This window comes from Pectobacterium brasiliense, from assembly GCF_013449685.1.
Taxonomy (GTDB): Bacteria; Pseudomonadota; Gammaproteobacteria; order Enterobacterales; family Enterobacteriaceae; genus Pectobacterium; species Pectobacterium brasiliense_A.
Map to the genome: position 1 here is coordinate 12,839 of NZ_JACDSF010000031.1, position 26,306 is coordinate 39,144.

Genomic DNA, 26,306 nt, shown 5'->3' on the forward strand with positions numbered 1-26,306 from the left:
CATTTAAACCAGGAGAAAACCATGTTCAAAAAATTGTTATTCGTTGGTGCGCTCTTCACTACCGTACTCCCCACCAGCGCCTTCGCTGCGGAACCTACTTACGTTGTAGGTTCTGGCGGAACCTATCGTCCCTTTGAATTTGAAAATGCGCAGAAAGAGCTGGAAGGCTTTGATATTGATATTATTAAAGCGATCGCCAAGGCGGAGAATTTTAATATCAAGCTGATCAATACGCCGTGGGAAGGGATCTTCGCGACCCTTAACTCCGGCGACCGCGACATTATCATTTCCGGTATCACGATTACCGACAAACGTAAGCAAATGGTCGATTTCTCCGCACCGTATTTCCCAGCCGAGCAGTCCATCGTGGTGCCTAAAGGCTCGACGATCGATTCGATTGTGGCGCTGAAAGATCACAAAGTCGGCGTCGTGAACTCCAGTACCGCCGATATCGTGGTCTCCGATGTATTAGGCAAAAACAGTACATCGATTAAGCGCTTTGATAACACCCCGTTAATGTTACAAGAGCTGTATGAAGACGGTGTGGGCGCAGCGGTTGGCGACGTGGGCGTGGTGAAGTTTTACATTAAGACTCATCCTGAAAAACAGTTCAATCTGGTTTCCGACGCTAAATTCGAACGCCAGTATTTCGGGATCGCCGTCGCGAAAGGCAATGATCAACTGCGCGCGAAGATTAACTCTGGGCTGAAAAAAATCGTTGCTGATGGCACCTACGCCAAGATCTATCAAACCTGGTTTGATAACAACGTGCCGACCTTACCCGCAGAATAACGCCTGCAAGACACTGCGCACCTCTCCAGGTCTCCACCGCCTCACACGAGACGTCGCATCAACCGGACAGCTAGCCTGTCCGGTTTAATTTAGAGTAATCATTACGTTAGCCTATTCAAAAAAGGAAACGATCTTGACGGGATTTCGTTGGGAGATCATTCAGGAATATGCCCCGCTGTTTATGGAAGGCACCTGGATGACCATCAAATGCACCATTATCTGTGTCATTCTTGGCACCTGCTGGGGATTAACGCTCGGATTAGGTCGCTTAGCGCAGGCACCGCACGGGCCGTGGAAATATATCCTGCACTACGGCGTGCAATGGCCGGTACGCATCTACATCAGCGCCTTCCGCGGCACGCCGCTGTTTGTACAAATCATGGTGGTGCACTTCGCGCTGGTGCCGCTGTTCATCAATCCGCGTGACGGGCTGCTGGTGACCAGCAATATTATGTCGGTCGATTTTGCCCGCACGCTACGCTCAGATTACGGCGCGTTCCTCTCTTGCATCGTGGCAATTACGCTGAATGCGGGTGCCTATGTCTCTGAGATATTCCGCGCCGGTATTCAGTCGATCGATCGCGGCCAGATGGAAGCGTCACGCTCTCTCGGCATGAGCTATGGCCGCACCATGCGGAAAGTCATTCTGCCGCAGGCTTTTCGCCGCATGCTGCCACCGCTGGGCAACAACGCCATCGCAATCGTGAAAGATTCATCGCTGGCTTCGGCAATCGGATTGGCGGATCTCGCCTATGCCGCACGTACAGTGTCAGGGGCTTACGCCACGTACTGGGAACCCTACCTGACGATTTCTATCGTTTATTGGGTTATTACTTTCCTGCTTTCGCTGCTGGTGCGGCACATGGAAACGAGGTTTGGCAAAAGTGATTCACGTTAAAAACCTGCAAAAACAGTTTGGTGATACGCATGTCCTGCGCGGTATTTCTTGTGATATCGCCCCTCAGGAAGTGCTCTGCCTGATTGGCCCATCCGGTTCAGGAAAAAGTACCTTTCTGCGCTGCATCAACGCACTGGAGACGCTGTCGGCTGGCGAGATCACGGTCAACGGTTTTGCCATTCACGATCAGAAAACCAATATCAATCGCGTGCGTGAAAGCGTCGGGATGGTGTTCCAGCGCTTTAATCTATTTCCACACATGACAGTGTTGGAAAACGTGATTATGGCACCGATGGATGTGAAAAAATTGCCGCGAGCACAAGCCGTTGAACGGGCTAAAGCGTTGCTCAGTAAGGTCGGCCTGCTGGATAAAATCGATGCCTGGCCGAATAGCCTGTCCGGCGGACAGCAACAGCGTGTCGCGATTGCCCGCGCATTAGCGATGGAACCGGCGATCATGTTGTTCGATGAACCGACATCCGCGCTGGACCCAGAGCTGGTAGGCGAAGTGTTAGCAGTTATGAAAACGCTGGCAAATGAAGGCATGACGATGGTTATCGTGACCCATGAAATGGCCTTTGCCAGAGAAGTGGCCGATAGGGTGATCTTTATCGATCAGGGGATTATTCAGGAACAGGGAACGCCAGAAGCGATCTTTACTCATCCGAGTAACCCGCGCACGCAGGCTTTCCTGAGCAAGATACTGTAAATACGGCGAGACCATGGGCTGTCAGCGTCTTCCTCACTGGCAGCCTTTTTCTTTTACCACCCCATCAGAAAAGAAAATACCAGCCAAAACAGGCAGACCACCGTCAGCCCTGTCGCAAAAAGCGTATAAAAAAGATAGCCTCTCAGCAGAAAGCTAAACCCGACGCCAACCAGCACTGAAAACGGCATCAGCGCCAGAAAAAACGGCCAAGTGTAGAGCATGAAGAAAAACGTGGTATTAGAGCCGTATACCAGAAAAGGGATAATAAAGGCCAACCAATAAAAGGAGAACCCCGTAACCGCCCCCATAAACAGGTAGGAAACGCCATCATCTTCTTCTTGTTGCGCTGGCCGAGTCTTGCTAATCGTTAACTGCGTGGCATTTTGCATAATCTTTCCCATTCGTCCCCTCATCCCCCACTAGCGCGGTGAAAAAAGCGGGATATCAGAGCTTGATAATAGCTCTCTTGCCCAGCAGATCTAACAATTGGTCTGTCAAATTTGTTACTAATTGTTCGCCATCCAGATGACTATCCGGCGCTTCCGGCGCTTCATACGCCGAGTCGATCCCAGTGAAATTACGCAGCTCTCCCGCCCGGGCTTTTTTATACAATCCCTTAGGATCGCGCGCTTCACAAGTCGCTAACGGCGTATCCACAAAGACTTCGATGAATTGCCCTTCGCCCAGTAAATCCTGCACCATTTTACGCTCGGCGCGGTGCGGCGAGATAAACGCGGTCAGGACCACCAGACCCGCATCCACCATCAGTTTGGCAACTTCACCCACGCGACGGATGTTTTCACGCCGATCGTCGTCGGTGAAGCCTAAATCGCGGCACAACCCGTGCCGCACATTGTCGCCATCCAGCAGGTAGGTGCTGACACCACGCTGATGTAGCACCTGCTCCAGCGCCCCCGCCAGCGTGGATTTACCGGATCCAGACAACCCAGTAAACCAGATCACGACGCCCTGATGACCGTGCAATTTCTCGCGCGATTCTCGGGTGACATCGTGCGCATGCCAGACGACGTTATCGTCAGTCGGTTCATCGCGTAAAGACACGTTATTTGCCTCCCAGCAGATCGCGCGCACCCCAATGTGGGAAGTGGCGACGTACCAGCGCATTCAGTTCCAGCTCAAACGCGCTGTGTGTGCCTGGCTCCTGATACACCTGCTCGATAGGTTCCCGCACCAGCCCCGCACCGACCGTGACGTTGCTCAGGCGATCGATAAAGATCATCCCGCCCGTCACCGCATTGTGCTGATAGTTGTCCAACACCAGCGGCTCATCAAAAATCAGCTCAACCGAACCGATACCATTCAACGGCAGGTTCTCCGCGACGCGCTGCGTCAGCGTATTGATCTCAACCTGATACTGGATATTCTCGACCCGAGCGCGCGTTTTCTTACCGCCAATTTTGATGTCGTAACTCTGTCCCGGCACCAGCGGCTGTTCCGCCATCCAGACGACATCTACCAGCGCATGCTGCACCGCTTTTAGCGATTCGCTGCTGTCGATCAGCAGGTCACCACGGCTAATATCCACCTCATTCGCCAACACCAGCGTAATCGCTTCACCCGCCTGCGCCTGCGGTAAATCCCCGTCAAAGGTCACAATACGGCTGACGGTGGATTCTACGCCGGATGGCAACACTTTAACCCGTTGCCCAACGCGGATAATGCCGGAGGCCAGCGTGCCCGCGTAGCCACGGAAATCCAGATTCGGGCGATTCACATACTGCACCGGGAAACGCATCGGCTGCTCCAGCGTGCGCTGTGCCACATTGACCGTTTCCAGCACGTCCAGCAGCGTCGGTCCGGTATACCAGCCCATCGTCGTACTCGGCGTTGCGACATTGTCGCCATCCAGCGCGGAAATCGGCACAAAGGTGATATTCAGGTCGGCAGGCAGTTGCTGAGCAAAATCCAGATAATCCTGCTTAAACTGCTCAAACACCGTTTGCTGATAATCCACTAAGTCCATTTTGTTCACCGCCACCACCAGATCGCGAATACCCAGCAGGGTCGCAATAAAGCTGTGACGACGGGTTTGATCCAATACGCCTTTGCGCGCGTCAATCAGCAGGATCGCCAGCTCGCAGGTTGATGCGCCCGTCGCCATGTTACGGGTGTACTGCTCGTGTCCCGGCGTATCGGCGATGATGAATTTGCGTTTTTCCGTGGAAAAATAGCGGTAGGCCACGTCAATCGTGATGCCCTGCTCACGTTCAGCCTGAAGCCCATCAACCAGCAGCGCCAGATCCAGTTTTTCGCCCTGCGTGCCCAGACGCTTGCTGTCATTGTGCAGCGTACTGAGCTGATCTTCATAAATTTGGCGCGTATCGTGCAGCAAGCGGCCAATCAGCGTACTTTTTCCATCGTCGACGCTACCACAGGTCAGGAAACGCAACAGCGTTTTATCCTGCTGCGCGTGTAAATACGCTTCCACACCGCCCTGCTCAGCGATCTGCTGGGCAATCGCATTGTTGATGATGACGGCATCTTTCTCAGCCGCATTGTCTGCCGCTGTGTCTTTTAACGAAGTTTGGCTCATTCGACGATTCCTCAGAAATACCCTTGACGCTTTTTCAGCTCCATTGAACCGGCCTGATCGCGGTCAATTACCCTTCCCTGACGCTCACTGGTAGTGGAAACCAGCATCTCTTCGATGATTTCCGGCAGCGTTTGCGCCTCTGATGCCACCGCGCCCGTCAGCGGCCAGCAGCCTAACGTGCGGAAGCGCACCATGCGCTGTTCGATCACTTCACCGGGTTGCAGATCGATGCGATCGTCATCCACCATCAGCAGCATGCCATCGCGTTCCACCACCGGACGCGGCGCGGCCAGATACAGCGGAACAATATCGATGTTTTCCAGATAGATGTATTGCCAGATATCCAGCTCGGTCCAGTTGGAGAGCGGGAAAACGCGGATGCTCTCGCCTTTATTAATCTGGCCGTTGTAGTTATGCCACAGCTCCGGGCGCTGATTCTTCGGATCCCAGCGGTGGAAACGATCGCGGAAGGAGTAAATACGCTCTTTGGCACGCGATTTCTCTTCATCGCGGCGCGCCCCGCCAAACGCGGCATCAAAACCGTATTTATCCAGCGCCTGCTTCAGCCCTTCGGTTTTCATAATGTCAGTGTGCTTAGCGCTGCCGTGCACAAAGGGGTTAATCCCCAGCGCTTCACCCTGCGGGTTGCGGTGCACCAGCAGTTCACAGCCATAGGCCTTCGCCGTCCGGTCGCGGAATTCGTACATTTCACGAAATTTCCAGCCGGTATCAACGTGCAGCAGCGGGAAAGGCAGCGATCCCGGATAGAACGCCTTGCGCGCCAGATGCAGCATCACCGAAGAGTCTTTGCCGATGGAGTACATCATCACCGGATTACTGAACTCGGCCGCTACTTCGCGGATGATGTGAATGCTTTCGGCTTCAAGCTGCCGTAAATGCGTGAGTCGTTTCTCGTCCATACCCTTTCCTTAAGCCAAGTTTACTACCGCTGGGCGGCTGTCTTGCGGCACCATCGGCGTTGTCTGACCAAACCAGGCAATCTGATGGTGTAAATCCACCACCTCGCCAATCACCAGCAGCGCCGGTGTCGGCGCTTGCCGTGCCAAATGTTCCAACTGTTGCAGCGTGCCAATTTGCACTTGCTGATCGTGTCGAGTGCCGCGACTGATCACAGCAACGGGTGTCTGCGATGAACGGCCATGCGCGATCAGCTGCTGCGAAATCTCGGCGGCCTTCATCGTACCCATGTAAATCGCCAGCGTCTGACGGCCACGCGCTAGCGTCGACCAGTCCAGCGAATCGCCATCCGGGCGACAGTGTCCGGTAATAAAAAGCACGCTCTGCGCGTAGTCACGGTGCGTTAACGGGATCCCCGCATACGCCGTGACGCCTGCCGCAGCCGTCACGCCGGGCACCACCTGAAACGTGATGCCGGCCTGCGCCACCGCTTGCAGCTCTTCACCGCCGCGGCCAAAAATAAAGGGATCGCCACCTTTCAGACGCACTACCCGCTTTCCTTCCTGCGCTAGCGTCACCAGTAGCTGATTAATCTCATCCTGCGGCAACGAATGCGCGCTGGCGCGTTTTCCAACGCAGATGCGTTCGGCGTCGCGGCGCACCAAATCCAGCACGTCGGGGCTGACCAGATGGTCATACAGCACCACGTCCGCCTGCTGCATCACCTGCAATCCACGCAGCGTCAGCAGTCCGGCATCGCCGGGGCCTGCGCCAACCAGTGCGACTTCGCCACGTGCCGCCGCTGGTTGCTGCTGTTCCTCTTGCTGATGCGCCAGCTGCTGTTGCAATTCATCTTCGGCCTGCGCCAGTTGCCCCGCGGACACCAGCGACGCAAAGCGTCCGACAAACAGCCGCTCCCAAAAGCGACGGCGTGCCGGCATCGAATGCAGTCGAGTTTTAATTCTGTCGCGCCAGCTTCCGGCGATATCCGCCATCGTGCCCAAACTGGCGGGCAGTAATGATTCCAGCTTTTCACGCAGCAGACGCGCCAGCACCGGCGCCTGTCCACCCGAGGAAATAGCCACCACCAGCGGAGAGCGATCGACAATCGAGGGGAAAATAAACGAGCACTTCGGCTGATCGTCCACCACGTTCACCAGCAAATGCCGCTGATTCGCCGCCTCAAATACCGCGGCATTCAGCTCAGCGTCATCCGTAGCGGCAATCACCAGAAATACGCCGGATAGCAAATCAGGCGTAAAAACCCGCGCCAGCCATTCAACCTTTCCGTCCTGATGCTGTGCCGCCAACGGTTCGGCCAGCGCCTGCGCGACAATTTTTACCTCCGCACCCGCGCGTTGCAGTAGATCGATTTTGCGCGTAGCAACCTCGCCGCCGCCGACAACCAGTACCGGACGCTGACGAAGATCGGCAAATATAGGGAGATAGTTCACAATCGCCTTAACTAAGCAAAAAAGTAGATAATGCGACTATACGGTGAGGACAGAACACTTATGAAATGCCGAATTGGAATGACAAGTTCCGTAATGGAATAACAACACGTTTACAACTGAGATTGGGATGATAACGGCGGTAAAAATGACGGTGATAAAAAATCGGACAATGCCCTAGAGCCTATCGCTGAAGCATTGAGATCCACGGGGCGACCACAGGGGGGAGGCGTCCCTACGGGAACCTCCCACTGTGTTTCCCCTAATAACGGGCTTAAGTAACCAGTATCAGGCGATACCCCGTTTTCTCTTTTACCCTTCGTGCAGCCCGCATTCGCGTTTCAGGCCGAAGAAACGCGTTTCTTCTTCGGCCATACCCGGTTCCCATTTACGAGTGGTGTGCGTATCGCCGACTGACAGATAGCCCTGATCCCACAGCGGATGGTAACCCAGACCGTTTTCTTTCAGGTACTGGTACACCGTTCGGTTATCCCAGTCGATAATCGGCAGGAATTTGAAGACGCCGCGCTGAATCGCCAGCACCGGCAATTCACCCCGGCTGCCGGATTGCTCACGACGTAGGCCAGCAAACCATGTTTTCGCCTTTAACTCGCTCAATGCCCGATTCATCGGCTCGACTTTATTCAGCAGGTTGTAGCGCTCAATGCCTTCCACCCCCTGCTCCCACAGCTTGCCGTAGCGCGCCTCTTGCCAGGCCGGGGATTCAGCCGCGCGGTACACTTGCAGATTCAACTTCAACTGTTCCGTCAGTGCATCAATAAACTGATAGGTTTCAGGGAACAGATAGCCCGTATCCGTGAGGATAACCGGAATATCAGGCCGCTGGTGCGTCACCAGATGCAGCGATACCGCCGCCTGAATGCCGAAGCTGGACGACAATACATAGTCGCTCGGCAGATTCTCCAGCGCCCAGCTTACTCTTTCCTGTGCAGACAGCTGTTCAAGTTGACCATTCACGACAGCCAGCGCGGCCGCCTGCTCCGCTTTCGGCAACGCGTTGAGCGCCTCAAGATTAAATTCGGCCATCAGGCTCTCCTGTCAGTCATAAAAATCGCGGGCAGGATCCAGCACCGCTTTGATGATGTTGGTGCGAACCACGAAATCCCCGAAGCCTTCATTCCGCTGGCGATCTTGCGCCCACAGCCCGATAAGCCGATCCATTTCTGCAAGGATCTCGGTTTCATTAATGTTCTCGCGATACATACGCGGAATACGTGTTCCCTCGCGATTCCCGCCCAGATGCAGGTTATAACGCCCCACCGCTTTGCCTACCAGACCGATTTCCGCCAGCATTGCGCGGCCGCAGCCGTTCGGGCAACCCGTTACGCGCAGAACGATGTGCTCATCGCCCACGCCGTGCTGCTGCATGATGCCTTCTACTTTCGTGACGAACTCCGGCAGGAAACGCTCAGCTTCCGCCATCGCCAGCGGACAGGTCGGGAACGACACGCATGCCATCGAATTCTTGCGCTGCTCGCTGACGCCGTCATCAATCAGGCCGTGCTCACGCGCCAGCGCCTCAATCTTCGCTTTGCTACGCGCAGGAACGCCCGCGATGATCAAATTCTGGTTCGCCGTCAGCCGGAAGTCCCCTTTGTGGATTTTGGCAATTTCCGCCAGACCGGTTTTCAGCGGACGACCCGGATAATCCAGAACACGACCGTTTTCGATAAACAGCGTCAGATGCCATTTATTGTCGATGCCTTTTACCCAACCGATACGATCGCCACGTCCGGTGAATTCATACGGGCGCACTGCTTCAAATTTCACACCGGCACGCGCTTCCACTTCCTGCTTGAAGTTGTCTACGCCTACGCGCTCCAGCGTGTATTTGGTTTTCGCGTTTTTACGGTTGGTCCGGTTACCCCAATCGCGCTGCGTGGTCACCACCGCTTCTGCAATGGCCAGTGTATGCTCAATGGAAATGTAGCCCAGCTCACTGGCGGTACGCGGGTAAGTTTCTTTGTCGCCGTGCGCGATAGAGAGCCCACCGCCCACCAGCACGTTGAAGCCCACCAGACGGCCGTTATCGGCAATCGCAACGAAGTTAAGATCGTTCGCATGCAGATCGATATCATTCTGCGGCGGGATCACCACCGTGGTTTTGAACTTACGCGGCAGATACGTTGAACCTAAAATCGGCTCTTCATCCGTCGTGGCGACTTTCTCCTGATCCATCCAGATCTCAGCATAGGCGCGCGTACGCGGCAGCAGATGCTCAGAAATCTTTTTCGCCCACTCATACGCCTGCTGATGCAGTTCGGATTCTATCGGGTTAGACGTACACAGCACGTTACGGTTCATGTCATTCGCCGTCGCCAGCGCGTCCAGCCCGATGCTATTCAGCATCTGGTGTACCGGTTTCACGTTCGATTTGAGAATGCCGTGATACTGGAACGTCTGGCGGTTCGTGATGCGAATGCTGCCATAGATCGTATTTTCAGTCGCAAATTTGTCGATCCGCAGCCACTGCTCTGGCGTCATCACGCCACCGGGCAGACGGCAGCGCAGCAGCATCGCATGGCGCGGCTCCAGCTTCTGCTCGGCACGTTCGGCGCGAATATCGCGGTCATCCTGCTGATACATACCGTGGAAACGGATCAGCAGAAAGTTATCGCCCTTAAAGCCGCCGGTCAGACCATCGTTCAGGTCTTCAGCAATCGTGCCGCGCAGAAAGTTACTTTCTGTCTTCATGCGCTCAGCATCAGCGAGTTTCCCTTCTACCACCAAGGGGCCGGGGTGTTTTTCACTGAAAACGTATTTTTCACTCATTAGTACACATCTCGCTGATAACGGCGCTCAAAGCGCAGATCGCTTAAAAATTCATCGGCCTGTTCACTGTCCATGCCGCCATGCTCAACTATCACATCCAGCAGTGCCCGCTCGACGTCTTTCGCCATACGGTTGGCATCACCACACACGTACAAATGCGCGCCATCCTGAATCCAGCGCCAGACTTCCGCACCTTTTTCCCGCAGTTTGTCCTGCACGTAAACTTTATGCGCCTGATCGCGCGACCAGGCCAGATCGATGCGGGTTAGCAGGCCATCTTTAACGTAGCGCTGCCATTCCACCTGATACAGAAAATCTTCCGTAAAGTGTGGGTTGCCGAAGAACAGCCAGTTTTTCCCTTCAGCCCCATCGGCATCGCGCTGCTGCATAAAGGCGCGGAACGGCGCGATTCCGGTACCCGGCCCGATCATGATGACTGGCGCGTCGGCATTCGCAGGCAGACGGAAGTTATCGTTATGTTCGATGAAGACGCGGATTTCATCGTCTTCACTCAGTCTGTCGGCCAGATAGCTGGAAGCGCCACCGGCCCGCTCGCGGCCTTCGTATTCGTAGCGCACTACGCCAACGGTGATGTGCACTTCGCTTTCGACTTCCGCCTGCGAGGAAGCAATAGAGTAAAGGCGTGGCGTCAGCGGACGCAGCAGACCCAGCAGTTGCTCCGCCGTCAGTTCCGTCGGCGCTTGTCGCACCATATCCACCAGCGGTGTGCGCTGTGCGAACTGCTGAAGCGCAGGTTTATCGGCCAGCAGTGACAGCAGCGTTTCATTACGCGACAGTGCCGCGTATTTCTCGACAATCGGCGCGGTATTCTGCGTCAGCTCAAAGTGGCTTTTCAGCGCCTGCGACAGTGGCAGCGTCTTGCCGTCAACGCTGACGGATTCATCGCCTTTCAGCCACAGCAGTTCCAGCAATTCCTGCACCAGCGCAGGATCGTTATCGAACCACACGCCCAGCGCATCTCCCGGCTGGTAACGCAAACCGGAATCGCCCAAGTCGATCTCGATATGGCGAACATCCTTTTCGGAGTTACGCCCGGTCACTTTCTGATTGACGGCAAACGTGGCATGCAGCGGTGAGGATTTGCTGTACGGGCTGCTGGTAATTTCATCCAGTGCGCCCTGAGCGGCAATCTGCGCGACGGCTTCACCCTGAACCGGCACCCGCGCCTGCAAAATATCAACCAGTTGACGTCGCCATTGTTCGGCAACCCCCTGATAATCCACATCGGCATCCACGCGATCCAGCAAACGTTCAGCGCCTAGCTCAGCCAGACGGCTATCGAAATCTTTACCCGCCTTACTGAAGAATTCATAAGAGGTATCACCCAGACCAAACACAGCAAACGCGGTGTCTTTCATCTCCGGGGCTTTTTTGGACAGCAGGAATTTGTGCAACGCGACGGCTTCTTCCGGCGGCTCCCCTTCCCCCTGCGTCGAGGCCACGATCAGCAGCAGTTTTTCCTGCCCGATTTGCTTGAATTTGTAATCACCCGCATTGACCAGATTGACGGACAGCTTGGCTGCCAACAGATCGTCACGCAGTTGTTCCGCCACCCGACGTGCATTGCCGGTTTGTGAGGCGGAAATCAGCGTAATCGTTTGTACTGGCACCGTGACTGCGGATGCCGTCGTTGCCGTGGCGGCGATCGCCCCCGGCTGCACGTTCCCAAGCTGCTGTACCAGCCCCCAGAAATAGCCGGATAGCCAGGCCAACTGCGGCGATGAGAAATCACCGGTTGCCGCCTGTAAACGCGTTAATTGCTCCACACTCAGCGGAAGCAATGAAGTGGGGGAAACCGGAGTAGTCATTGTGATTTCTGTTTCCTTGTGCCTGTGCTGTTAGCCAACGACGCTAATACAAAAATAGGCAATAAAAAGATGAATGGAGGATAAGGGTAACGATCTGCATCTTAACAATTAAAGAAATGATGGAAATATTAAATAACCAAAATGACTAAATGGTTTTTCTGATAGTCCTTATTGCTTAAAGTGTTATAGCTGGAAGTAGGTATCCAAGTATCCGGCACACCATTTTCTCATAACAAGAGCGCTAAACCGTCTTCTCTAAAAGAAGCGAACAGGCTCACATTTCTGGCGTTCGCCGCAGGAATTTATCCTTTGCAATCGCACATCAATGCGATACTCACGCCAGTGGCAACGGGAGAAAAACGATGTGGCAACGACGCGCGCTGGAACTTAATACGCAGGATATTTGGCACTGGCAACAGGTCATCTCGGTCGTCGATTACGCCCATGAACAGGGTTTCAATACGCTGGTGCTGGGTGCGGCGGATTTACTGGATAAGCTGGTGACGCCGGAAGCCTACAATAATGCGCGTTTTGACGATCGCATCAGCAGCCAGCAGCGTTCCCGCTGTGTTTACCTGAATCAGGTCGCGGCGCACTGCCGTGAACAGGGGCTGGCGCTCTATCTGCAATGCAAAGAGCTGTCCTTTCCCACAGATTTACTGCTCCATCACCCGGAATTACTGGACGACAAACATAGCCTCCGCATGGATACCGATTTTTGGTGCGACTACCTTGCCGCCAAAGTCGAACTGCTGATGCAGCAGATCCCGAGGCTGAGCGGCCTGCTGCTGGCGATCTCCAACAGCGATAGCCTACTGCGCTTCTCTGCTCCTTCCGGCGATGCGATCAACGGTGTAGCTCCCGTTACCACGCTCTGGCCGACCAACGCCGACAGCGAGCAGATCTATCACCGTCTATTCTCCGCCGTCGCCCGCGTGATGCACTACCACCAGCGCCATCTGGTATTACGTGCGTTTCCCGCCAGCCATCAGGATATCGGTAATGTCCTGAACGCCATTCGCACGCTGCCCGAATCGGTCTCCGTCGCCATTAAAGTCACCCCAGAACGCTTCTGGCCAGAGTTTCCCAATAACCCCGCACTGCTGGACGTCAGCGGGCGTGAAGTCTGGGTTGAGCTGGATCTGGCTGGCGAAGAAGTCGGCTGGGGCAATCTCCCCTTTCTGCGCTACACCGAGGTGCAGGGGCGGCTGCTGTGGTGCCGGGAGAAAAATCCTGCGATTGTCAGCGCCCTGTGCCGCATCAGTTGGGAAGGAGTGGATAATCACCGCGTGATCGGCACGCTCAGCGAATTTACGTTGTTTGCCTGTTCGCGACTCCTGACTAACCAGACCGCAGCGGCAAATGAAAGCACGCTGTTCGCACAGTGGCTCATGACACGCTACCAATGGCAGCCAGACGATACCGTGCTACATGCGATGCTCGCCTTGTTGGAGCAAGCTCATCAGGCCATTTCCCTGTCGCTGTACGCACGTCACCACGTTTTCCATCGCCACAGTCTGCTGCCGACCAGCTTTGGTCAGGCGATCTGGAGCCTCTACGGTCAGCTCAATCGCAATCACTGGCTGCCGGGTTCCGGTCAGGATATTACGTTCGATCCGCAGCATGCGGAGCTGGCTTCGCAGAATCTTTATCACATTGCGAAAGAGAAAGATGCCGCCTGGCAGTTGGCGGAACAGTGCCAGCAGGCCGCACTACAATTTTCCCGCGAACACGCGATGCCAGACGCGCTCAGACAGCGCTGGCAGCAGGAATGGCGCGGGCTGACGCTGTATTGCCGCGCCTTTGTTCACGCACAGAAAGCCTTCTTTACGCTGCACTACTGCAAACAGGTGGAGAACAACTGGACGCTGCGGGAAATCGCCAAAACCAATATTCAGGCGCTGTACGGGATTGGGCATGAGATGGAGGATTTCTGCCTGCAACACCGGGATTACCCAGTGAGCCTACATGTGATGTTTGATGCCGAGCGTCCACGCGCGTTAGCCGATAGCCTGCAACATCAGTTGGCTGAACTCACGTAACGCACCGGCCAATCACATAGCGTAGTCAGTAACTGACTACGCTAGTCATTCACTTAACGAATCATACGTTTCAGAATACGTTCGCCTGAATTGCTGAAATTTTTCGCCGACTCTTCCACGCTCTTCTTGCCATAGTCGAGCTGTTCGATGGTTTGCAGGATCAGGCTGGCCAGTTGTGGATCTTCAAGATACGAGGACACCGGCGTTTGCATCGGTTTTTCTAGCGCCATCGATAGCCCAGCAACCGACAGATCGTTGGTATCCAGTTTCTGTTTTTCTTCCAGCGCTTGTCTGGCGATACGGCTGAGCGGAATGCCGCGCTCTGTACCCATCAGCAGCGCGCCTTCAGGATCGTTCATCAGATAATTCAACAACAGCGCCGCTTCTTTCGGGTGCTTGGTATTTTTACTGATGGCAAACAGCATCGACGGTTTAAAGAACTGCCCAGAGTTATCCGATCCTGGCGTCATGATGTATGGCCCTAACTCGAGCTTACCGGGTGCCGCCAGCGGATCGGCGTATTTCTTCACAACCGAAATCCACAGATGTGCGCCACCGTATTCCCCGTTAATCCAGGGGCGTGTTTCATACATGCCGACTTTGCCGAACGCGTTGTAATACTTCGAAGAGGGCATCACATGCTCGTCGATCAAACGCTTATAGAAGCGAAACGCCTCGATCCACTGCGCCTCGCTGTAGTTAAAGCGTTTGTTCTTTTCATCGATCATGCCGATCTGATACTTCTGCGTCATGTAATAGTTGATCAGCTCCAGCATGCCTTCACCGCTGTCCTGCGCCGGTGAAGCAATGGGGAAATAGTTATCACCCAGTTTCTCTTTAAACACCTTGCCAGCATGGAACAGTTCATCCCAAGTGGTGGGATACGGCAGTTCGGCCTTCTTCCAAGTTTCCGTGTTGTAGTACATCACCAGCGCATTTAGCGAAGTGGAAATCGCGTTCACCTTGCCATCAATCGTCGCGGGTTTCAGCGCATCTTCGGGGAAATCCTGTAATTTCAGCGTATCGGTCAGCTTATTCAGGTCATAAAAGCCGGTGCCAGTCTTGGAAAAAATCGGCAGCCAGTTCCAGTTAACCTGTAGCACATCCGGTTCTTCTCCGCTGGCAATCTGCGTCGTCAGGCGGGATAAGTGCCCATCCCAACCGGTGTACTCTGGTTTCACGCTGATGTGCGGATACTTTTTCTGAAACGCTTCCAGCGCGGTCAAGGTCGCCTGATGGCGGCTGTTTCCTCCCCACCAGGAGAGGCGTAACTCTACGGGTTCAGCAGCCTGCGCGAACGAACAAAACGCAGAGAAGGCGATGGCAATCAGTCCAGGTAATCTCATTTTTCCCCCAACGACATTATTATTGTGTTTGTGCGTGTGTCTGGCGTACTGGTGTGGCGATATAGATGAGAAAGCAGGTCGGGTACATAACCGTGAATCAAATCATTTCTCGACTCTGACAAGATAGGCAGAACCCTTTTTATCGTGCTAGTGATCACGGCGGGAAAACGCGTGATTTGCGGGGCGGACGGAAGAAATGTGAATGACTGCACCATGTTAGCGGGCGTTTCAACCACACAGCGTGAGCCCTAGGTAACGCGGCAGGGAGATGCCTCACATCATTAACCGACGCACCACACCAAAAAGAGATTTAATTCACAAATAAGAAACACAAAAACAACAAAACCGCTCCATGCAGGCGGCATAAGAGAAAAAGCGGCGTAAAAGTGTGATGAAACACACATGGCATAACGTGTCGCCTCGCCCTCTTCGTTATGCCTTTCACATTTTCTTGCGCCACGCGCCGTGCGCTGTGAAGTCCGCTCCAACCTGTGCAGATTTCATCACGACAGCCACAGCCAAAGGTCAGCAAACGTGATGCAATCGGAGCAGGCTCGATCAGATAGGATAACGCGATGAAGCACTCTATTCAGTCATACTCTCCCGCAGCCGACGGCATCACGCCGGATACTGCCATCTTTCAGCAGGCTATCGATCGGATTGCGGCACAGGGTGGCGGCACCCTGACGGTGGAACCGGGGCGCTATCTATTAGGGGGATTACTGCTGCCTTCCAATTTTTGTCTGCAATTGGAGGCGGGGGCTGAGCTCATTGTTAGCGGTGACTATGAACAGTTTGCGCAGGCCACCACGATCAGCATGGCCGAGTTGTCGCACCGTGCGTTTCTTTATGCCTACCAACAGCGCAATATCACGATCTGCGGTCAGGGTAAGATCATGGGAAATGCCGACGCCTATTTCTCTGCAGAGCCCGACGACCAAGGCTATCGCCTACCTGCACAACATCGCCCGCGCATTGTGGTCTTTGAGGATTGCGAACACGTCCGCCTGTGTGATTTTACGATTGAACACGCCCCGATGTGGACCGTGCATCTGGTCAGTTGTCGCCACATCATCGTCGAACGGCTGACGATTGATAACGATCTGAGCATGGCAAATACCGATGCGCTGGATCTCGACAGCTGCCAGCAGGTGCAAATCAGCAACTGCTCGTTGAGCGCCGCCGACGATGCGCTGTGCATCAAAACTACCCATAAGCCGCCCCATCTGCAACGTAAGGTGCAGCAGGTCGTCATCAGCAATTGCCTGTTACGCTCCAAGAGCTGCGCCCTGAAGATCGGCACCGAAACCTTTGCCGATATCGAAGACATTTCCGTCAGCAACTGCGCCATTTACGATACCAACCGTGCGATCGGCCTGATCTCCCGCGATGGCGGTGCATTCCGACGCTTACAGTTCAGCAACATCACGTTCCAGTGCGTCGCCGCGCATCCGTGTCACTGGGGCAAAGCCGATCCGATCTTTATCTCCGTGCGCTATCGCGATCCCGCCATCGAGCCGGGCCGGATCGAAGCGGTACAGTTTTCTCAGATCGCCGGTGTCAGCGAGGGAGCGATTAACCTACACAGCACGCCTGCAGGCTACATTCGGGATATCCATTTCCATGCCGTGCATCTCGAACAGCGGCAAAGCGACTCACCGGAACAGGGCATGTACGATGTGCGTCCGCCCTGTAATCCAGAACGCCCGACGGGTATGGGGCTGGACAATGCGTATCGGGTCGATCCGGCGACAGGTCGCGCCTTCGGTGTCGACTATTATCCAGGTGGCATGCCTGCGCTCTTTGCCCGTGGCGTCCTCAACCTGACCACCAGCCACATGACGATCCGCCGTCCCGATCCGCTGCCTTCAGGCTGGCATCACGCCGCGATCGTGCAGCAGGAAGAATAAGTGATTCAAGCGACGCTTTCGGGTAGTATGCGACGGTTTTTTGCATACATATGTTCTGAGAGCCCCTTTTTCAGAACGAAACCGGGAACATCGCTATGGTCACTACACTCTTTAAAGATTTTCAGTTTGAAGCCGCGCATCATCTGCCCCACGTACCAGACGGCCACAAATGTGGGCGGTTGCATGGGCACTCTTTCATGGTGAGACTGGAAATTACCGGTGAAGTGGATCCGTATACTGGCTGGGTGATGGATTTTTCTGAACTGAAAGCTGCGTTCAAACCTACGTGGGAACGATTGGATCATCACTATCTGAATGAAATCCCCGGTCTGGAAAACCCGACCAGCGAAGTGCTGGCACACTGGATCTGGCACCAGTTGAAGCCGACATTACCGCTGCTCAGCGCGGTCATGGTAAAAGAAACCTGCACCGCTGGCTGCGTCTATAAAGGCGAGTAACAAAGAAGTGGTGGTGCTGTAGTCTGGCGTGAGCATCCCTCCCTCACGCCGCTACGATCGGTCGCTATTATCAGTAAATGAATATCAGGCGATATTCAGGTATTTATGTGTCTGCATAGACAGCCGCCAGTTGCGGGCGATGCAGGTTTCGATACACAGCTTGGTCGCATCGTCTTTCTGGCTGATCGGCTGTAGTGCCACAATCCGCGGCTTATCATCATCAAGCCGTGACAGTAATGCATCCAACGCCTCAATGTCACGCTCACGCGCCACAGGATGTTTTATTTCATCCGCCCGTTGCAGCGCCTGATCGAGCACTTTCATACCGCCGCGCATATTCACTTTCGGCGATACCGTCACCCAGGTTTTTGGCGAACAGCGCACGTCATGAGTGCCGCTGGTTTCGATCTGGCAACTAAAGCCCTGCTTTTCCAGCTGTAGCGTCAGCGGTGCCAAATCGTGGATGCAGGGTTCACCGCCGGTGATCACAATGTGGCGCGCCGTGTAGCCTTGCTGCACCATCAGCGCCAGAATGTCGTCCACACTCGCCGCCCCCCAGGCATCGCTTTCTTCCGTTTTTACCAGCACCTGATCCAATGAAGTTTCCCGCTCTGCCAGTTTGTCCCAGGTGTGTTTGGTATCACACCAGCTACAGCCGACCGGGCAGCCTTGCAGACGCACAAACACCGCCGGTACACCGGTAAAATAGCCTTCGCCCTGTAACGTCTGGAACATTTCATTAATCGGGTACTGCATGGTTTTCACTGTCTCTCTCGCTTAAAAATGCAGTATACCCTAAATCATTCGCGTTGCAGGACGTCAGCAATGCGCTAGCCAATCCGGCTGGAACACACTAAATCGGGGGACAGTTGAGTAATTTGGCCCGTGCGTCAATAATCAATCTGTTGTTACCACTTCACCTGCTTTCATACGTTTCATTATTAACAAGGAAAAGAATCAATGAAGTTATTGAAACCTCTAGCCCTATTACTCGTCTCGTGTGCCTTTGTGCCTGCATTTACTCAGGCGCAGGATATCGCGCAGATTAAAACGCAGCCGGGCTATTACCGCATGATGCTGGGCCAGTTCGAAATTACCGCGCTGTCTGACGGCACCAACACCATGCCAATGGATAAGCTATTACAACGCACGGCACCGGAAAAAATCACCGAACTGCTGGCAGAAAAAGCGCTGACGCCGCAGGTGGAAACCTCTATCAATGCCTATTTGGTCAATACCGGTAAACACCTGATTCTCATCGACACGGGTAACGGCAAGCAGAGCAATCCTACGGTCGGAAAAGTGCTGCCGAACCTGATTGCGGCGGGCTACAAACCTGAACAGGTCGATACCGTATTGATGACCCACCTGCACGGCGACCATTTTGGCGGTCTGGTGCAGGACAATAAGCTGAACTACCCGAATGCCACCGTGTATGTCAGCCAGCCAGAAACCGACTTCTGGCTCAGTCCGGATAATCTGAAGAACGCACCAGAGAACAGAAAATCCGCGTTCCAACGCGTGCAAAGTACCTTTGATGTCATTCGCAAAGAGAACAAACTGAAAACGTTCCCAGCTCAGCAGTCCGTATTGTTACCCAGTATCACCGCAATCCCAAGCCCAGGACATACGCCGGGGCACACGTCTTTTCTGATCGAGAGCGAAGGCAAAAAGCTGCTGGCATGGGGAGACATCATTCATGCGGAAGCGGTGCAAATGAGCTTACCGGCCACCACCATCAGCTTTGACTCAAATATGGATCAGGCGACGGAATCCCGTAATAAAGCGCTGGCCGACGCCGCCAGTCAGGGTTACTGGGTTGCTGGCGCTCACCTGCCCTTCCCCAGCATCGGCCACGTGGGCACGCGTCTGGAACGCAACGGCACCACTAACGGCTACCGCTGGTTGCCAGCGAATTACAGCGTGGCGGGATTAAAGAACTAGGTATCAGAATGGCATTCATTACGTTAATTACTGGCGGTTCGCGCGGCATTGGCCGCGCAACCGCTTGTTATTTGGCAGGAAAAGGCCACAAGATTTGCATCGGCTACCGCACCCAGCAGGACAGTGCGAATAGCGTTCTCGACGAGATTCGCGCAAGTGGCGGGACGGCTATTGCCGTTCAGGTCGATATCGCCGATGAAGAGCAAGTTATCGAGCTTTTTAAGCGAACGGATAAAGAACTTGGCTGCCTCACCGGTCTGGTGAATAACGCCGCGATGCTGAAACCTCAAGCCACTATTGAACAGCTTGATGCCGTGCGGCTTAACGATATTTTTTCCACCAATACGATTGGCAGTTTTCTTTGTGCTCGGGAAGCAGTCAAGCGTATGGCGTTCCGTCATGGCGGAAAAGGCGGGGCTATCGTCAACGTTTCATCCGCCGCTGCACGGCTGGGTTCACCGCATGAATATATTGATTATGCGGCGTCAAAAGGCGCGCTTGATACGCTGACCATCGGCTTATCGCTGGAGGTCGCCGATCAGGGCATTCGAGTGAACGCGGTGCGTCCCGGTTTTATCTATACCGATATGCATGCTGACGGCGGTGAACCGGCAAGAGTGGATCGCATCAAGCACTCGCTCCCCATGAAACGGGGCGGCCACCCGATGGAAGTCGCACAGGCAATAGGCTGGCTGTTATCGGATGAGGCGTCCTATGTCACAGGGAATTTTATCGATCTAGCGGGCGGGAAATAAAGCATTCCTTCTACCTTCACAAGGTTCTTATACACAAATGCTGCGAGTTATTATGGGTTTTGCCGTTATCCGGCGTAAAAATTATGCAGCGGTGGGACTGGCCGCCGAGTGAGCGACAGGACGTCGCGAAAGCCAGTGCCGCGTCGGGAACGCGTCACTGGCGGCTCGACTAGCGGTCAGAAACACCGATGGAACCGCGCAGCGGCATAATTTAGCCGGAAGCCTGGGTTCGCAGGGCGGCGGCGACTGAGCGCCCTGCGTCGGGCGCGTATACGGTATCGCATATGAATAGCGACGGTGTGGCGCACGAAACTGCCTCTTAGCCAGCATAGCCAATATGACTAAGAGGCAACGCTCGCGTTAATCCAATTACAGATACACCCGCAGGTATTCCGCCAGACACAGAATCGCCATTGCCTGACCGTACGGCATGGAGGTCAAGGCGATGTTGCGGTAGAAATCCAAATCGTTGCCCATCGCGGTGCCGAATGACACTTGCGTCAGTTCACCGTCCTTATTGACGTGATTAATCACGCCGCGAATCGCTTTCTCCGCCACCTCAGCATAGCTCGGGTCGACGTAGCGCTTGCGCACCGCTTTCAAAATACCGTAGGCAAAACCGGCGGTTGCCGAGCTTTCAAGGTACGAATTCGGATCGTCAATCAGCGTGTGCCACAGGCCGCTGTCATCCTGATATTTCGCCAAGGCTTCAATCTGGCTTTCCAGCACCTGCAACAGGAAGCGGCGCGTCGCGTTATGCTCCGGCAGATCCAGCAGTTCGATAAATTCAGGAATAACAATCGTCAGCCAGCTGTTACCACGCGCCCAGCGCGCTTTAGCGTAGTTGTGCTGCCCTTCGAACGTCCAGCCGTGGAACCACAGGCCGCTTTCGCGATCCATCAGATATTGCACGTGCAACAAGAACTGATACGTGGCTTCTTCTACAAACTCCGGTCGGTTTAACAGCTTGCCGATTTTCGCCAGCGGCAGCACGCTCATCATCAGCGTGTCGTCCCACAGCTGCTGATGGTTTTCGTTGTTATAAACAATGTGCTGCAAGCCCTGCTTATCCGTGCGCGGCATTTCGTACATCACCCACTCGGCCCAGCGCTCCAGATACGGCAGCCAACGCGCATCGCCCGTCTCTTCATAGCGATAAGCCAGCGTCAGGAACGGGCAAACGGTGTTCACGTTCTTTGTCGGCGTACCTTCCGCCAGACGCTCGGTAAACCAGTCGTCGATGATGGTGCGCATCTGCTCATCACCCGTCTGCTGGTAATACTGGTAAATCCCGTACAGCCCGATGCCGTGCGTCCATTCCCAACCCGCCCAGCCTTTGGTATCAATTACCCGACCATCGTCCAGCCGTAACAAAAACTCACCGGTTTTATCCTCAATATTCACCAGATTGTCGGTGATACGGCAAATCAGCGCCTTCAGATCCTCGCGGGAGATGAAGCGTTCTGGCTGACGTAAAAGCGGGCTATGTTTTACACTGAATACGGTCATAGTCATTCATCCAATTGAGTTATCAGTTAACAGTTCAATACAGTTACGACTGCGTGGCGTGCGTGACCGGCTTGTCACCTTTATGGCGGTTCAGATAGCCGATGTTGTTATTGCCCCACAGCGATTCATACGGCATACCAGCCAGCATTTCGACCGTTGCCCGCGCCTGCGGCGTAATCTTCTCCGGCACCGGACGCCCAGCTTCACGCATTTTCAACGTCTCTTCCCGCAGCACGCTGTGCGTTTGCAGATTGAGTTTAAAGCGCAGAGACACCAGGAAGCCCAGCGCCAGCACGCCAACGGTGCCGACGCTCAAAATCATCAGAATCGTGTGGCTAACGCTCGGAGCCTGTACGCTCTGGCCGGACACAAAGCCGGAGAGCTGTAACACCACGCCCACCAGCATCACCGCACCGGCCTGAGAGGCTTTGCGGGTCAGCGTCATAATCCCGGCGAAGATCCCTTCGCGACGCTGTGCGGTGATCACTTCATCCACGTCGGCAATGTAAGTGTAGGTATTCCACGGCACGTAGTTGATCCCGCCGCGTCCGATACCCGCCAGCGCAGAAATCAACAGCAGCAGAGAGAAGGTGTCATGCAGGCCGCTATACCACAGAACGGCGTAGGAGAACGCGCTCAGGCCAAACAGGCATACGACGAAACGATAAGAGGGGGCTGGCCCAAAGCGGATACACAGCGGAATCATGCCGATCACCGCAATGAATTGCAGAATCGCCATCGTTCCCATCAGGTTTGACGCCATGGTCGGGCTTTGCATCAGCACAAAGACCACGTAGTAAGTGAACACGGCGTTAAACACGTCCTGCGCGATATACCCACCCAGATACATCCCAAGATGCTGACGGAAGATGCGAATACGCAGCGTGGAAACCAGCTCGACGTTCAGCCGTTTCAGACTTTGGCCTAACGTCAAAGACTGGCGCTCTTTCTCTGCCCGCAGCGACGCTTCCGACATCTGATCGCGCGGCCGTTCCCAAGTAAAGAAATAGACCAGCGTCAACACCAGCGCGCAAATAATGGAAAACACCAGACTCGAATAGAAGAAGGAAATGGCGTTGTCTTTACCAAAGTAGCCCAGCAGGATGCCCGGCAGGAACGCGGCCAAAATCGCGGACAGCTGCGCCAGCGCGATACGTGCGCCGGAGAACTTGGTCTTCTGTTTGAAATCGTCGGTCATTTCCGGCACCAGCGTTTCATACGGCACCAGCACCATCGTATAGACGATATCGAACAGCAGGTACGTCAGCAGATAGTACCAATAGCTCATATCCCCAACCCACATGAAGCTGTAGCTGAACACGAAGGGAATACCGAGCAGAATAAAGAACTTGCGGCGGCCAAAGCGTTTGCCGAGCCAGGTTGAACCGAAGTTATCGGTCAGGAAGCCCATAAGCGGGCTGACGACGGCATCAAGCACACGCGCCATCGCAAAAATAAACGTTGCCTCAATCGGCGTTAAGCCACAGAACGTGGTGTAAAAATAGAGTAACCAAGCGGCCGTCAGTGCCGTTGTACCGGCGCCAAGAAAGTCCCCTGAACCGTAGGCTAAATAGTTAGCCAAACCGATCTTACGCGTTTTCATCGCCATCCTTCCCCGAACATTTTTAATTATGAAGGTATCACGCTGATACGGTAGCGCTCGGCGATCGTGAAAACCTTTGCGCTTTTGCCACCACACGCCCCACGCTGGCAGCACAGGGAAGATTGGTGCGATCCGCGTCAAAGATTTTATAAAAAGCTATTTTAACTAAACGAAATCCGCAGTTCGTTTATGGCGATCACAGGATAGAAGATAGGAAGTCAGCAGGAAGCAAGGCAACGTCACCAACGGACGTTGCCTCGTGATGTCTTGAAAAATAGCATTTTTTTAGCAGGGACTGGCGCTATTCTGCGTGCTGTAATCGCCACAGGAAGGTTTGCCGCGCATGGGCTAAACGCGGCTGGCGCAGTGCCCCCGGCACCCAGACCAGATAGTAATCCAGTTGCGTTGTGCCAACGGGAGGCGGAATAATGGCAAGCTCCCCCTTATCCAGCAGATCCTGACATAAATACACCGGCATCACCGTCCAGCCAAATCCACTAGTCAGCACGCGACGCAGCGCACGCAGATCCTGACTCACCACGGCAGGCACCAGTCCCTTGTCCTCCATGCGGTTCTTCTTCAACCAGTGATCGATCAGAGGAAATTCAAGGTCATACGCCAGCATCGGTTCCTGCGCCAGCGCCTGCGGCAGATCGCCCGTCTGCAAGAGCCGTTCGACAATCGCGGGAGCCGCCACCGCCTGTAGTGCCGCACTCTTTAACAGATCGCTTTTCAGCCGCTTATCCGTCACCGGATGCGCCGTTATGCCCAAATCACAGTGCCCTTCCAGCAGCATCTGTTTAATCAAATCGCCGTCGCCGGTATGCATATGCACCCGCACGCCCGCCTCAAGCAGCGGCAGTAGCTGTTCCGACACCACTTCGGCCATGAAATCCGCATGGCCAATGATATGCAGCGTCCCCGCGACGTCCATCGATCTTGCACGGGCGGAAGCCAGCGCCGCCTCGGCCTCATCGAGCTTGTCCCCCAGATCCGCCGCTAAGTCGTCTGCCGCCGACGTTGGCGTTACGCCATTTGCCTGACGCTCAAAAAGCCGCCGCCCCACCGCCACCTCCAGCCCGGCAATGTGCTGCGATACCGCAGGCTGAGTCAGATTAAGCGCGCGTGACGCTCCGCTAATCGAGTGCTGCCGATAGACTTCCACAAATGTGCGTAGACGAATGAGTGACATACGGTACCTATAAAATTATTTATACCCCTAGAATAATAATCTTGTTGGCGGACGGATCAACCCCTGCCGTATCCTTTACCCCATCTTGAGTGACCCGGAAACCCCGGCTAACTTTCTGTTTTATCTGGTAATCGACGACAAAAAAGGGGACAAAACATGTCGACACAACAATCCAAAAAGGATTTACAAGCTATCCTGAATACGATGAAGCGTTCTCACATTGCATCTGGCCCAGCCGATGCCGCACTGCGTAAAGACCGCTTACAACGCAGCATCAATCTTATCCGTGAAAACCACACGGCGCTCGCACAAGCCATGAGTGACGATTTCGGCCACCGTAGCTTGTATCAGTCCTTCACCGCTGATCTCGGCACTACGTTGAAGATGCTACAGAACGCCATCGACAACGTTGAACGCTGGATGCAGCCAGAACCTGTTGATGAACCCGCTCTCGGCATGCAAGCCTGGATCCAGCATCAGCCTCTGGGCGTGATTGGCGTGATCAGCCCGTGGAATTTCCCGATCAACCTGTCATTCGGCCCGCTGGCTGATATTTTTGCCGCCGGTAATACCGCGATTCTGAAACCGTCAGAACTCACGCCACGCACATCTGAACTGCTGGCGGAATTGATTGCACACTATTTTGACCCGCTGGAATTGGCCGTCGTGTTGGGCGATGCGGAAATCGGTCAGGCATTCAGCGAACTGCCGTTCGATCATCTGGTCTTCACCGGTAGCACCGCGGTAGGTAAGCATGTGATGCGCGCAGCAGCAGAGAATCTGGTGCCGGTTACACTGGAGCTGGGTGGCAAATCACCGGTCGTCATCGATCGTAGCGCAAACATCACCGAAGCCGTTGAACGCACGCTGACGGTGAAAACCTTCAACGCCGGGCAAATCTGCCTGTCACCGGACTACGTTCTGCTGCCCGAAGGTCAGGAGCAGGCTTTCCGCGATGCCGCCAAAGCCTTTATGCAGAAAAGTTTCCCGACGTTACAGGCGAACCCGGATTACACGTCTATCATTGCTGACAGGCATTACGATCGCCTGATTCGTATTCTGAAAGAGGCTGAACAGCAGGGCGCAACTGTCGTCAGTCTGGCACCGGAAGGTGAAGCGCCCTACGATGCGAAAAGCCGCAAGATTGCCCCGCATCTGGTGTTCGGCGTACATGACGATATGACGATCATGCAGGAAGAAATTTTTGGCCCGCTGCTGCCGATTAAAACCTATCAGGTAGCAGAGGAACCGATTCACTACATCAATGCGCACCCACGCCCTCTGGCGGCGTATCTATTCAGCAACGATGAAGCGATGCAGCAGTGTTTCGCAGCCAGAACGACATCCGGCGCGCTGGTTATCAACGATGTGATGACGCACGTGTCTATCGACACACTTCCGTTCGGCGGCGTTGGCGCATCCGGCATCGGCGCATACCACGGCGTTCACGGATTCCGCCGTTTCAGCCATGCCAAACCGATTGTCATACAGAGTGAAGATGGTGCATCCAACCTCACACTGCGTGCGCCTTACCATAATAAACAAGACGCGATTGTCGCCGTACTCAAAGGGTAAACGACAGCGATTCACCCTATCATCCTGC

The 26,306-nt window shown here is 54.5% G+C and carries 22 protein-coding genes; 9 read left to right on the top strand and 13 right to left on the bottom strand.

The features are described from left to right. The first annotated feature begins 21 nt into the window (after positions 1–21). The 3 genes from H0248_RS13360 (at position 22) to H0248_RS13370 (ending at position 2,399) form a co-directional block, all read left to right on the top strand. Positions 22–792, top strand: a complete 771-nt coding sequence (locus tag H0248_RS13360; protein ID WP_180786298.1) for a basic amino acid ABC transporter substrate-binding protein — start codon at positions 22–24, stop codon at positions 790–792. Positions 793–925: 133 nt separating this feature from the next. Next, complete coding sequence (locus H0248_RS13365; RefSeq protein ID WP_010681589.1) at positions 926–1,690, top strand: amino acid ABC transporter permease; 765 nt, start codon at positions 926–928, stop codon at positions 1,688–1,690. Further along, complete coding sequence (locus tag H0248_RS13370; protein ID WP_095700430.1) at positions 1,677–2,399, top strand: amino acid ABC transporter ATP-binding protein; 723 nt, start codon at positions 1,677–1,679, stop codon at positions 2,397–2,399. The genes H0248_RS13365 and H0248_RS13370 overlap by 14 nt, the downstream gene beginning before the upstream one ends. A gap of 53 nt (positions 2,400–2,452) precedes the next feature. On the opposite strand, the gene H0248_RS13375 is transcribed toward H0248_RS13370, so the two are convergent. From H0248_RS13375 to cysJ, 8 genes are all read right to left on the bottom strand, one after another. After that, entirely contained in the window at positions 2,453–2,788 is a 336-nt protein-coding gene (locus H0248_RS13375) for a DUF3561 family protein (protein WP_180786383.1), read from the bottom strand. Positions 2,789–2,843: 55 nt separating this feature from the next. Then, positions 2,844–3,524, bottom strand: a complete 681-nt coding sequence (cysC, locus tag H0248_RS13380; protein ID WP_219609176.1) for an adenylyl-sulfate kinase — start codon at positions 3,522–3,524, stop codon at positions 2,844–2,846. Then, positions 3,463–4,890: a sulfate adenylyltransferase subunit CysN gene (gene cysN / locus H0248_RS13385; RefSeq protein ID WP_374705276.1), complete on the bottom strand. Its 1,428-nt coding sequence runs from the start codon at positions 4,888–4,890 to the stop codon at positions 3,463–3,465. The genes cysC and cysN overlap by 62 nt, the downstream gene beginning before the upstream one ends. 74 nt (positions 4,891–4,964) lie before the next feature. After that, positions 4,965–5,873, bottom strand: a complete 909-nt coding sequence (cysD, locus tag H0248_RS13390; protein ID WP_010299862.1) for a sulfate adenylyltransferase subunit CysD — start codon at positions 5,871–5,873, stop codon at positions 4,965–4,967. A 9-nt stretch (positions 5,874–5,882) separates the two neighbouring features. Further along, positions 5,883–7,325, bottom strand: a complete 1,443-nt coding sequence (gene cysG / locus H0248_RS13395) for a siroheme synthase CysG (protein WP_180786301.1) — start codon at positions 7,323–7,325, stop codon at positions 5,883–5,885. 309 nt (positions 7,326–7,634) lie between these two features. Further along, a complete protein-coding gene (locus tag H0248_RS13400) occupies positions 7,635–8,369 on the bottom strand; it encodes a phosphoadenylyl-sulfate reductase (RefSeq protein ID WP_180786302.1) in 735 nt (244 codons plus the stop codon). 12 nt (positions 8,370–8,381) lie between these two features. Continuing rightward, entirely contained in the window at positions 8,382–10,115 is a 1,734-nt protein-coding gene (gene cysI / locus H0248_RS13405) for an assimilatory sulfite reductase (NADPH) hemoprotein subunit (protein ID WP_180786303.1), read from the bottom strand. Next, positions 10,115–11,944 (bottom strand): NADPH-dependent assimilatory sulfite reductase flavoprotein subunit, encoded by a 1,830-nt coding sequence (gene cysJ, locus H0248_RS13410; protein WP_180786304.1) that lies wholly within the window; start codon positions 11,942–11,944, stop codon positions 10,115–10,117. The genes cysI and cysJ overlap by 1 nt, the downstream gene beginning before the upstream one ends. Positions 11,945–12,306: 362 nt before the next feature. On the opposite strand from cysJ, the gene H0248_RS13415 reads away from it, so the two are divergent. After that, positions 12,307–13,986 carry a hypothetical protein gene (locus H0248_RS13415; RefSeq protein ID WP_180786305.1) on the top strand — a complete coding sequence of 560 codons (1,680 nt, stop codon included), beginning with the start codon at positions 12,307–12,309 and terminating at the stop codon, positions 13,984–13,986. Between the two features lie 53 nt (positions 13,987–14,039). Here the strand turns inward: H0248_RS13415 and H0248_RS13420 are convergent, their stop codons facing one another. Beyond that, positions 14,040–15,332, bottom strand: a complete 1,293-nt coding sequence (locus H0248_RS13420; protein ID WP_180786306.1) for an ABC transporter substrate-binding protein — start codon at positions 15,330–15,332, stop codon at positions 14,040–14,042. A gap of 575 nt (positions 15,333–15,907) precedes the next feature. On the opposite strand from H0248_RS13420, the gene H0248_RS13425 reads away from it, so the two are divergent. Beyond that, positions 15,908–17,242 carry a glycoside hydrolase family 28 protein gene (locus H0248_RS13425; RefSeq protein WP_180786307.1) on the top strand — a complete coding sequence of 445 codons (1,335 nt, stop codon included), beginning with the start codon at positions 15,908–15,910 and terminating at the stop codon, positions 17,240–17,242. 95 nt (positions 17,243–17,337) lie between these two features. Beyond that, positions 17,338–17,700 carry a 6-carboxytetrahydropterin synthase QueD gene (queD, locus tag H0248_RS13430; protein ID WP_010309068.1) on the top strand — a complete coding sequence of 121 codons (363 nt, stop codon included), beginning with the start codon at positions 17,338–17,340 and terminating at the stop codon, positions 17,698–17,700. 84 nt (positions 17,701–17,784) lie between these two features. Here the strand turns inward: queD and queE are convergent, their stop codons facing one another. Next, positions 17,785–18,456 carry a 7-carboxy-7-deazaguanine synthase QueE gene (gene queE, locus H0248_RS13435; RefSeq protein WP_180786308.1) on the bottom strand — a complete coding sequence of 224 codons (672 nt, stop codon included), beginning with the start codon at positions 18,454–18,456 and terminating at the stop codon, positions 17,785–17,787. 204 nt (positions 18,457–18,660) lie between these two features. Here queE and H0248_RS13440 point away from each other — a divergent pair, with 204 nt between their 5' ends. Then, the gene (locus tag H0248_RS13440) at positions 18,661–19,644 is read left to right on the top strand and encodes an MBL fold metallo-hydrolase (RefSeq protein ID WP_180786309.1); all 984 of its coding nucleotides are present in this window, start codon (positions 18,661–18,663) and stop codon (positions 19,642–19,644) included. An 8-nt stretch (positions 19,645–19,652) separates the two neighbouring features. Beyond that, positions 19,653–20,399 (top strand): SDR family oxidoreductase, encoded by a 747-nt coding sequence (locus H0248_RS13445; protein WP_180786310.1) that lies wholly within the window; start codon positions 19,653–19,655, stop codon positions 20,397–20,399. Between the two features lie 369 nt (positions 20,400–20,768). Here the strand turns inward: H0248_RS13445 and bglB are convergent, their stop codons facing one another. From bglB to H0248_RS13460, 3 genes are all read right to left on the bottom strand, one after another. After that, on the bottom strand, positions 20,769–21,908 hold the full coding sequence (gene bglB, locus H0248_RS13450; protein WP_180786311.1) for a beta-galactosidase BglB: 1,140 nt from the start codon (positions 21,906–21,908) through the stop codon (positions 20,769–20,771). A gap of 43 nt (positions 21,909–21,951) precedes the next feature. After that, entirely contained in the window at positions 21,952–23,511 is a 1,560-nt protein-coding gene (locus H0248_RS13455; protein WP_180786312.1) for an MFS transporter, read from the bottom strand. Positions 23,512–23,812: 301 nt separating this feature from the next. Then, complete coding sequence (locus H0248_RS13460; protein WP_180786313.1) at positions 23,813–24,703, bottom strand: LysR family transcriptional regulator; 891 nt, start codon at positions 24,701–24,703, stop codon at positions 23,813–23,815. A gap of 156 nt (positions 24,704–24,859) precedes the next feature. On the opposite strand from H0248_RS13460, the gene H0248_RS13465 reads away from it, so the two are divergent. Beyond that, entirely contained in the window at positions 24,860–26,278 is a 1,419-nt protein-coding gene (locus tag H0248_RS13465; protein WP_180786314.1) for a coniferyl aldehyde dehydrogenase, read from the top strand. Positions 26,279–26,306: the final 28 nt, after the last annotated feature.

What these genes read in the sequence shown, in the direction of transcription:
- H0248_RS13360 (WP_180786298.1), top strand. Translation starts at nt 22, where the DNA reads ATGTTCAAAAAATTGTTATTCGTTGGTGCGCTCTTCACTACCGTACTC.
- H0248_RS13375 (WP_180786383.1), bottom strand. Translation starts at nt 2,788, where the DNA reads ATGCAAAATGCCACGCAGTTAACGATTAGCAAGACTCGGCCAGCGCAA.
- cysC (WP_219609176.1), bottom strand. Translation starts at nt 3,524, where the DNA reads ATGCGCTGGTACGTCGCCACTTCCCACATTGGGGTGCGCGCGATCTGC.
- cysD (WP_010299862.1), bottom strand. Translation starts at nt 5,873, where the DNA reads ATGGACGAGAAACGACTCACGCATTTACGGCAGCTTGAAGCCGAAAGC.
- H0248_RS13400 (WP_180786302.1), bottom strand. Translation starts at nt 8,369, where the DNA reads ATGGCCGAATTTAATCTTGAGGCGCTCAACGCGTTGCCGAAAGCGGAG.
- cysI (WP_180786303.1), bottom strand. Translation starts at nt 10,115, where the DNA reads ATGAGTGAAAAATACGTTTTCAGTGAAAAACACCCCGGCCCCTTGGTG.
- cysJ (WP_180786304.1), bottom strand. Translation starts at nt 11,944, where the DNA reads ATGACTACTCCGGTTTCCCCCACTTCATTGCTTCCGCTGAGTGTGGAG.
- H0248_RS13415 (WP_180786305.1), top strand. Translation starts at nt 12,307, where the DNA reads ATGTGGCAACGACGCGCGCTGGAACTTAATACGCAGGATATTTGGCAC.
- H0248_RS13420 (WP_180786306.1), bottom strand. Translation starts at nt 15,332, where the DNA reads ATGAGATTACCTGGACTGATTGCCATCGCCTTCTCTGCGTTTTGTTCG.
- H0248_RS13425 (WP_180786307.1), top strand. Translation starts at nt 15,908, where the DNA reads ATGAAGCACTCTATTCAGTCATACTCTCCCGCAGCCGACGGCATCACG.
- queD (WP_010309068.1), top strand. Translation starts at nt 17,338, where the DNA reads ATGGTCACTACACTCTTTAAAGATTTTCAGTTTGAAGCCGCGCATCAT.
- queE (WP_180786308.1), bottom strand. Translation starts at nt 18,456, where the DNA reads ATGCAGTACCCGATTAATGAAATGTTCCAGACGTTACAGGGCGAAGGC.
- H0248_RS13440 (WP_180786309.1), top strand. Translation starts at nt 18,661, where the DNA reads ATGAAGTTATTGAAACCTCTAGCCCTATTACTCGTCTCGTGTGCCTTT.
- H0248_RS13445 (WP_180786310.1), top strand. Translation starts at nt 19,653, where the DNA reads ATGGCATTCATTACGTTAATTACTGGCGGTTCGCGCGGCATTGGCCGC.
- bglB (WP_180786311.1), bottom strand. Translation starts at nt 21,908, where the DNA reads ATGACCGTATTCAGTGTAAAACATAGCCCGCTTTTACGTCAGCCAGAA.
- H0248_RS13455 (WP_180786312.1), bottom strand. Translation starts at nt 23,511, where the DNA reads ATGAAAACGCGTAAGATCGGTTTGGCTAACTATTTAGCCTACGGTTCA.
- H0248_RS13460 (WP_180786313.1), bottom strand. Translation starts at nt 24,703, where the DNA reads ATGTCACTCATTCGTCTACGCACATTTGTGGAAGTCTATCGGCAGCAC.
- H0248_RS13465 (WP_180786314.1), top strand. Translation starts at nt 24,860, where the DNA reads ATGTCGACACAACAATCCAAAAAGGATTTACAAGCTATCCTGAATACG.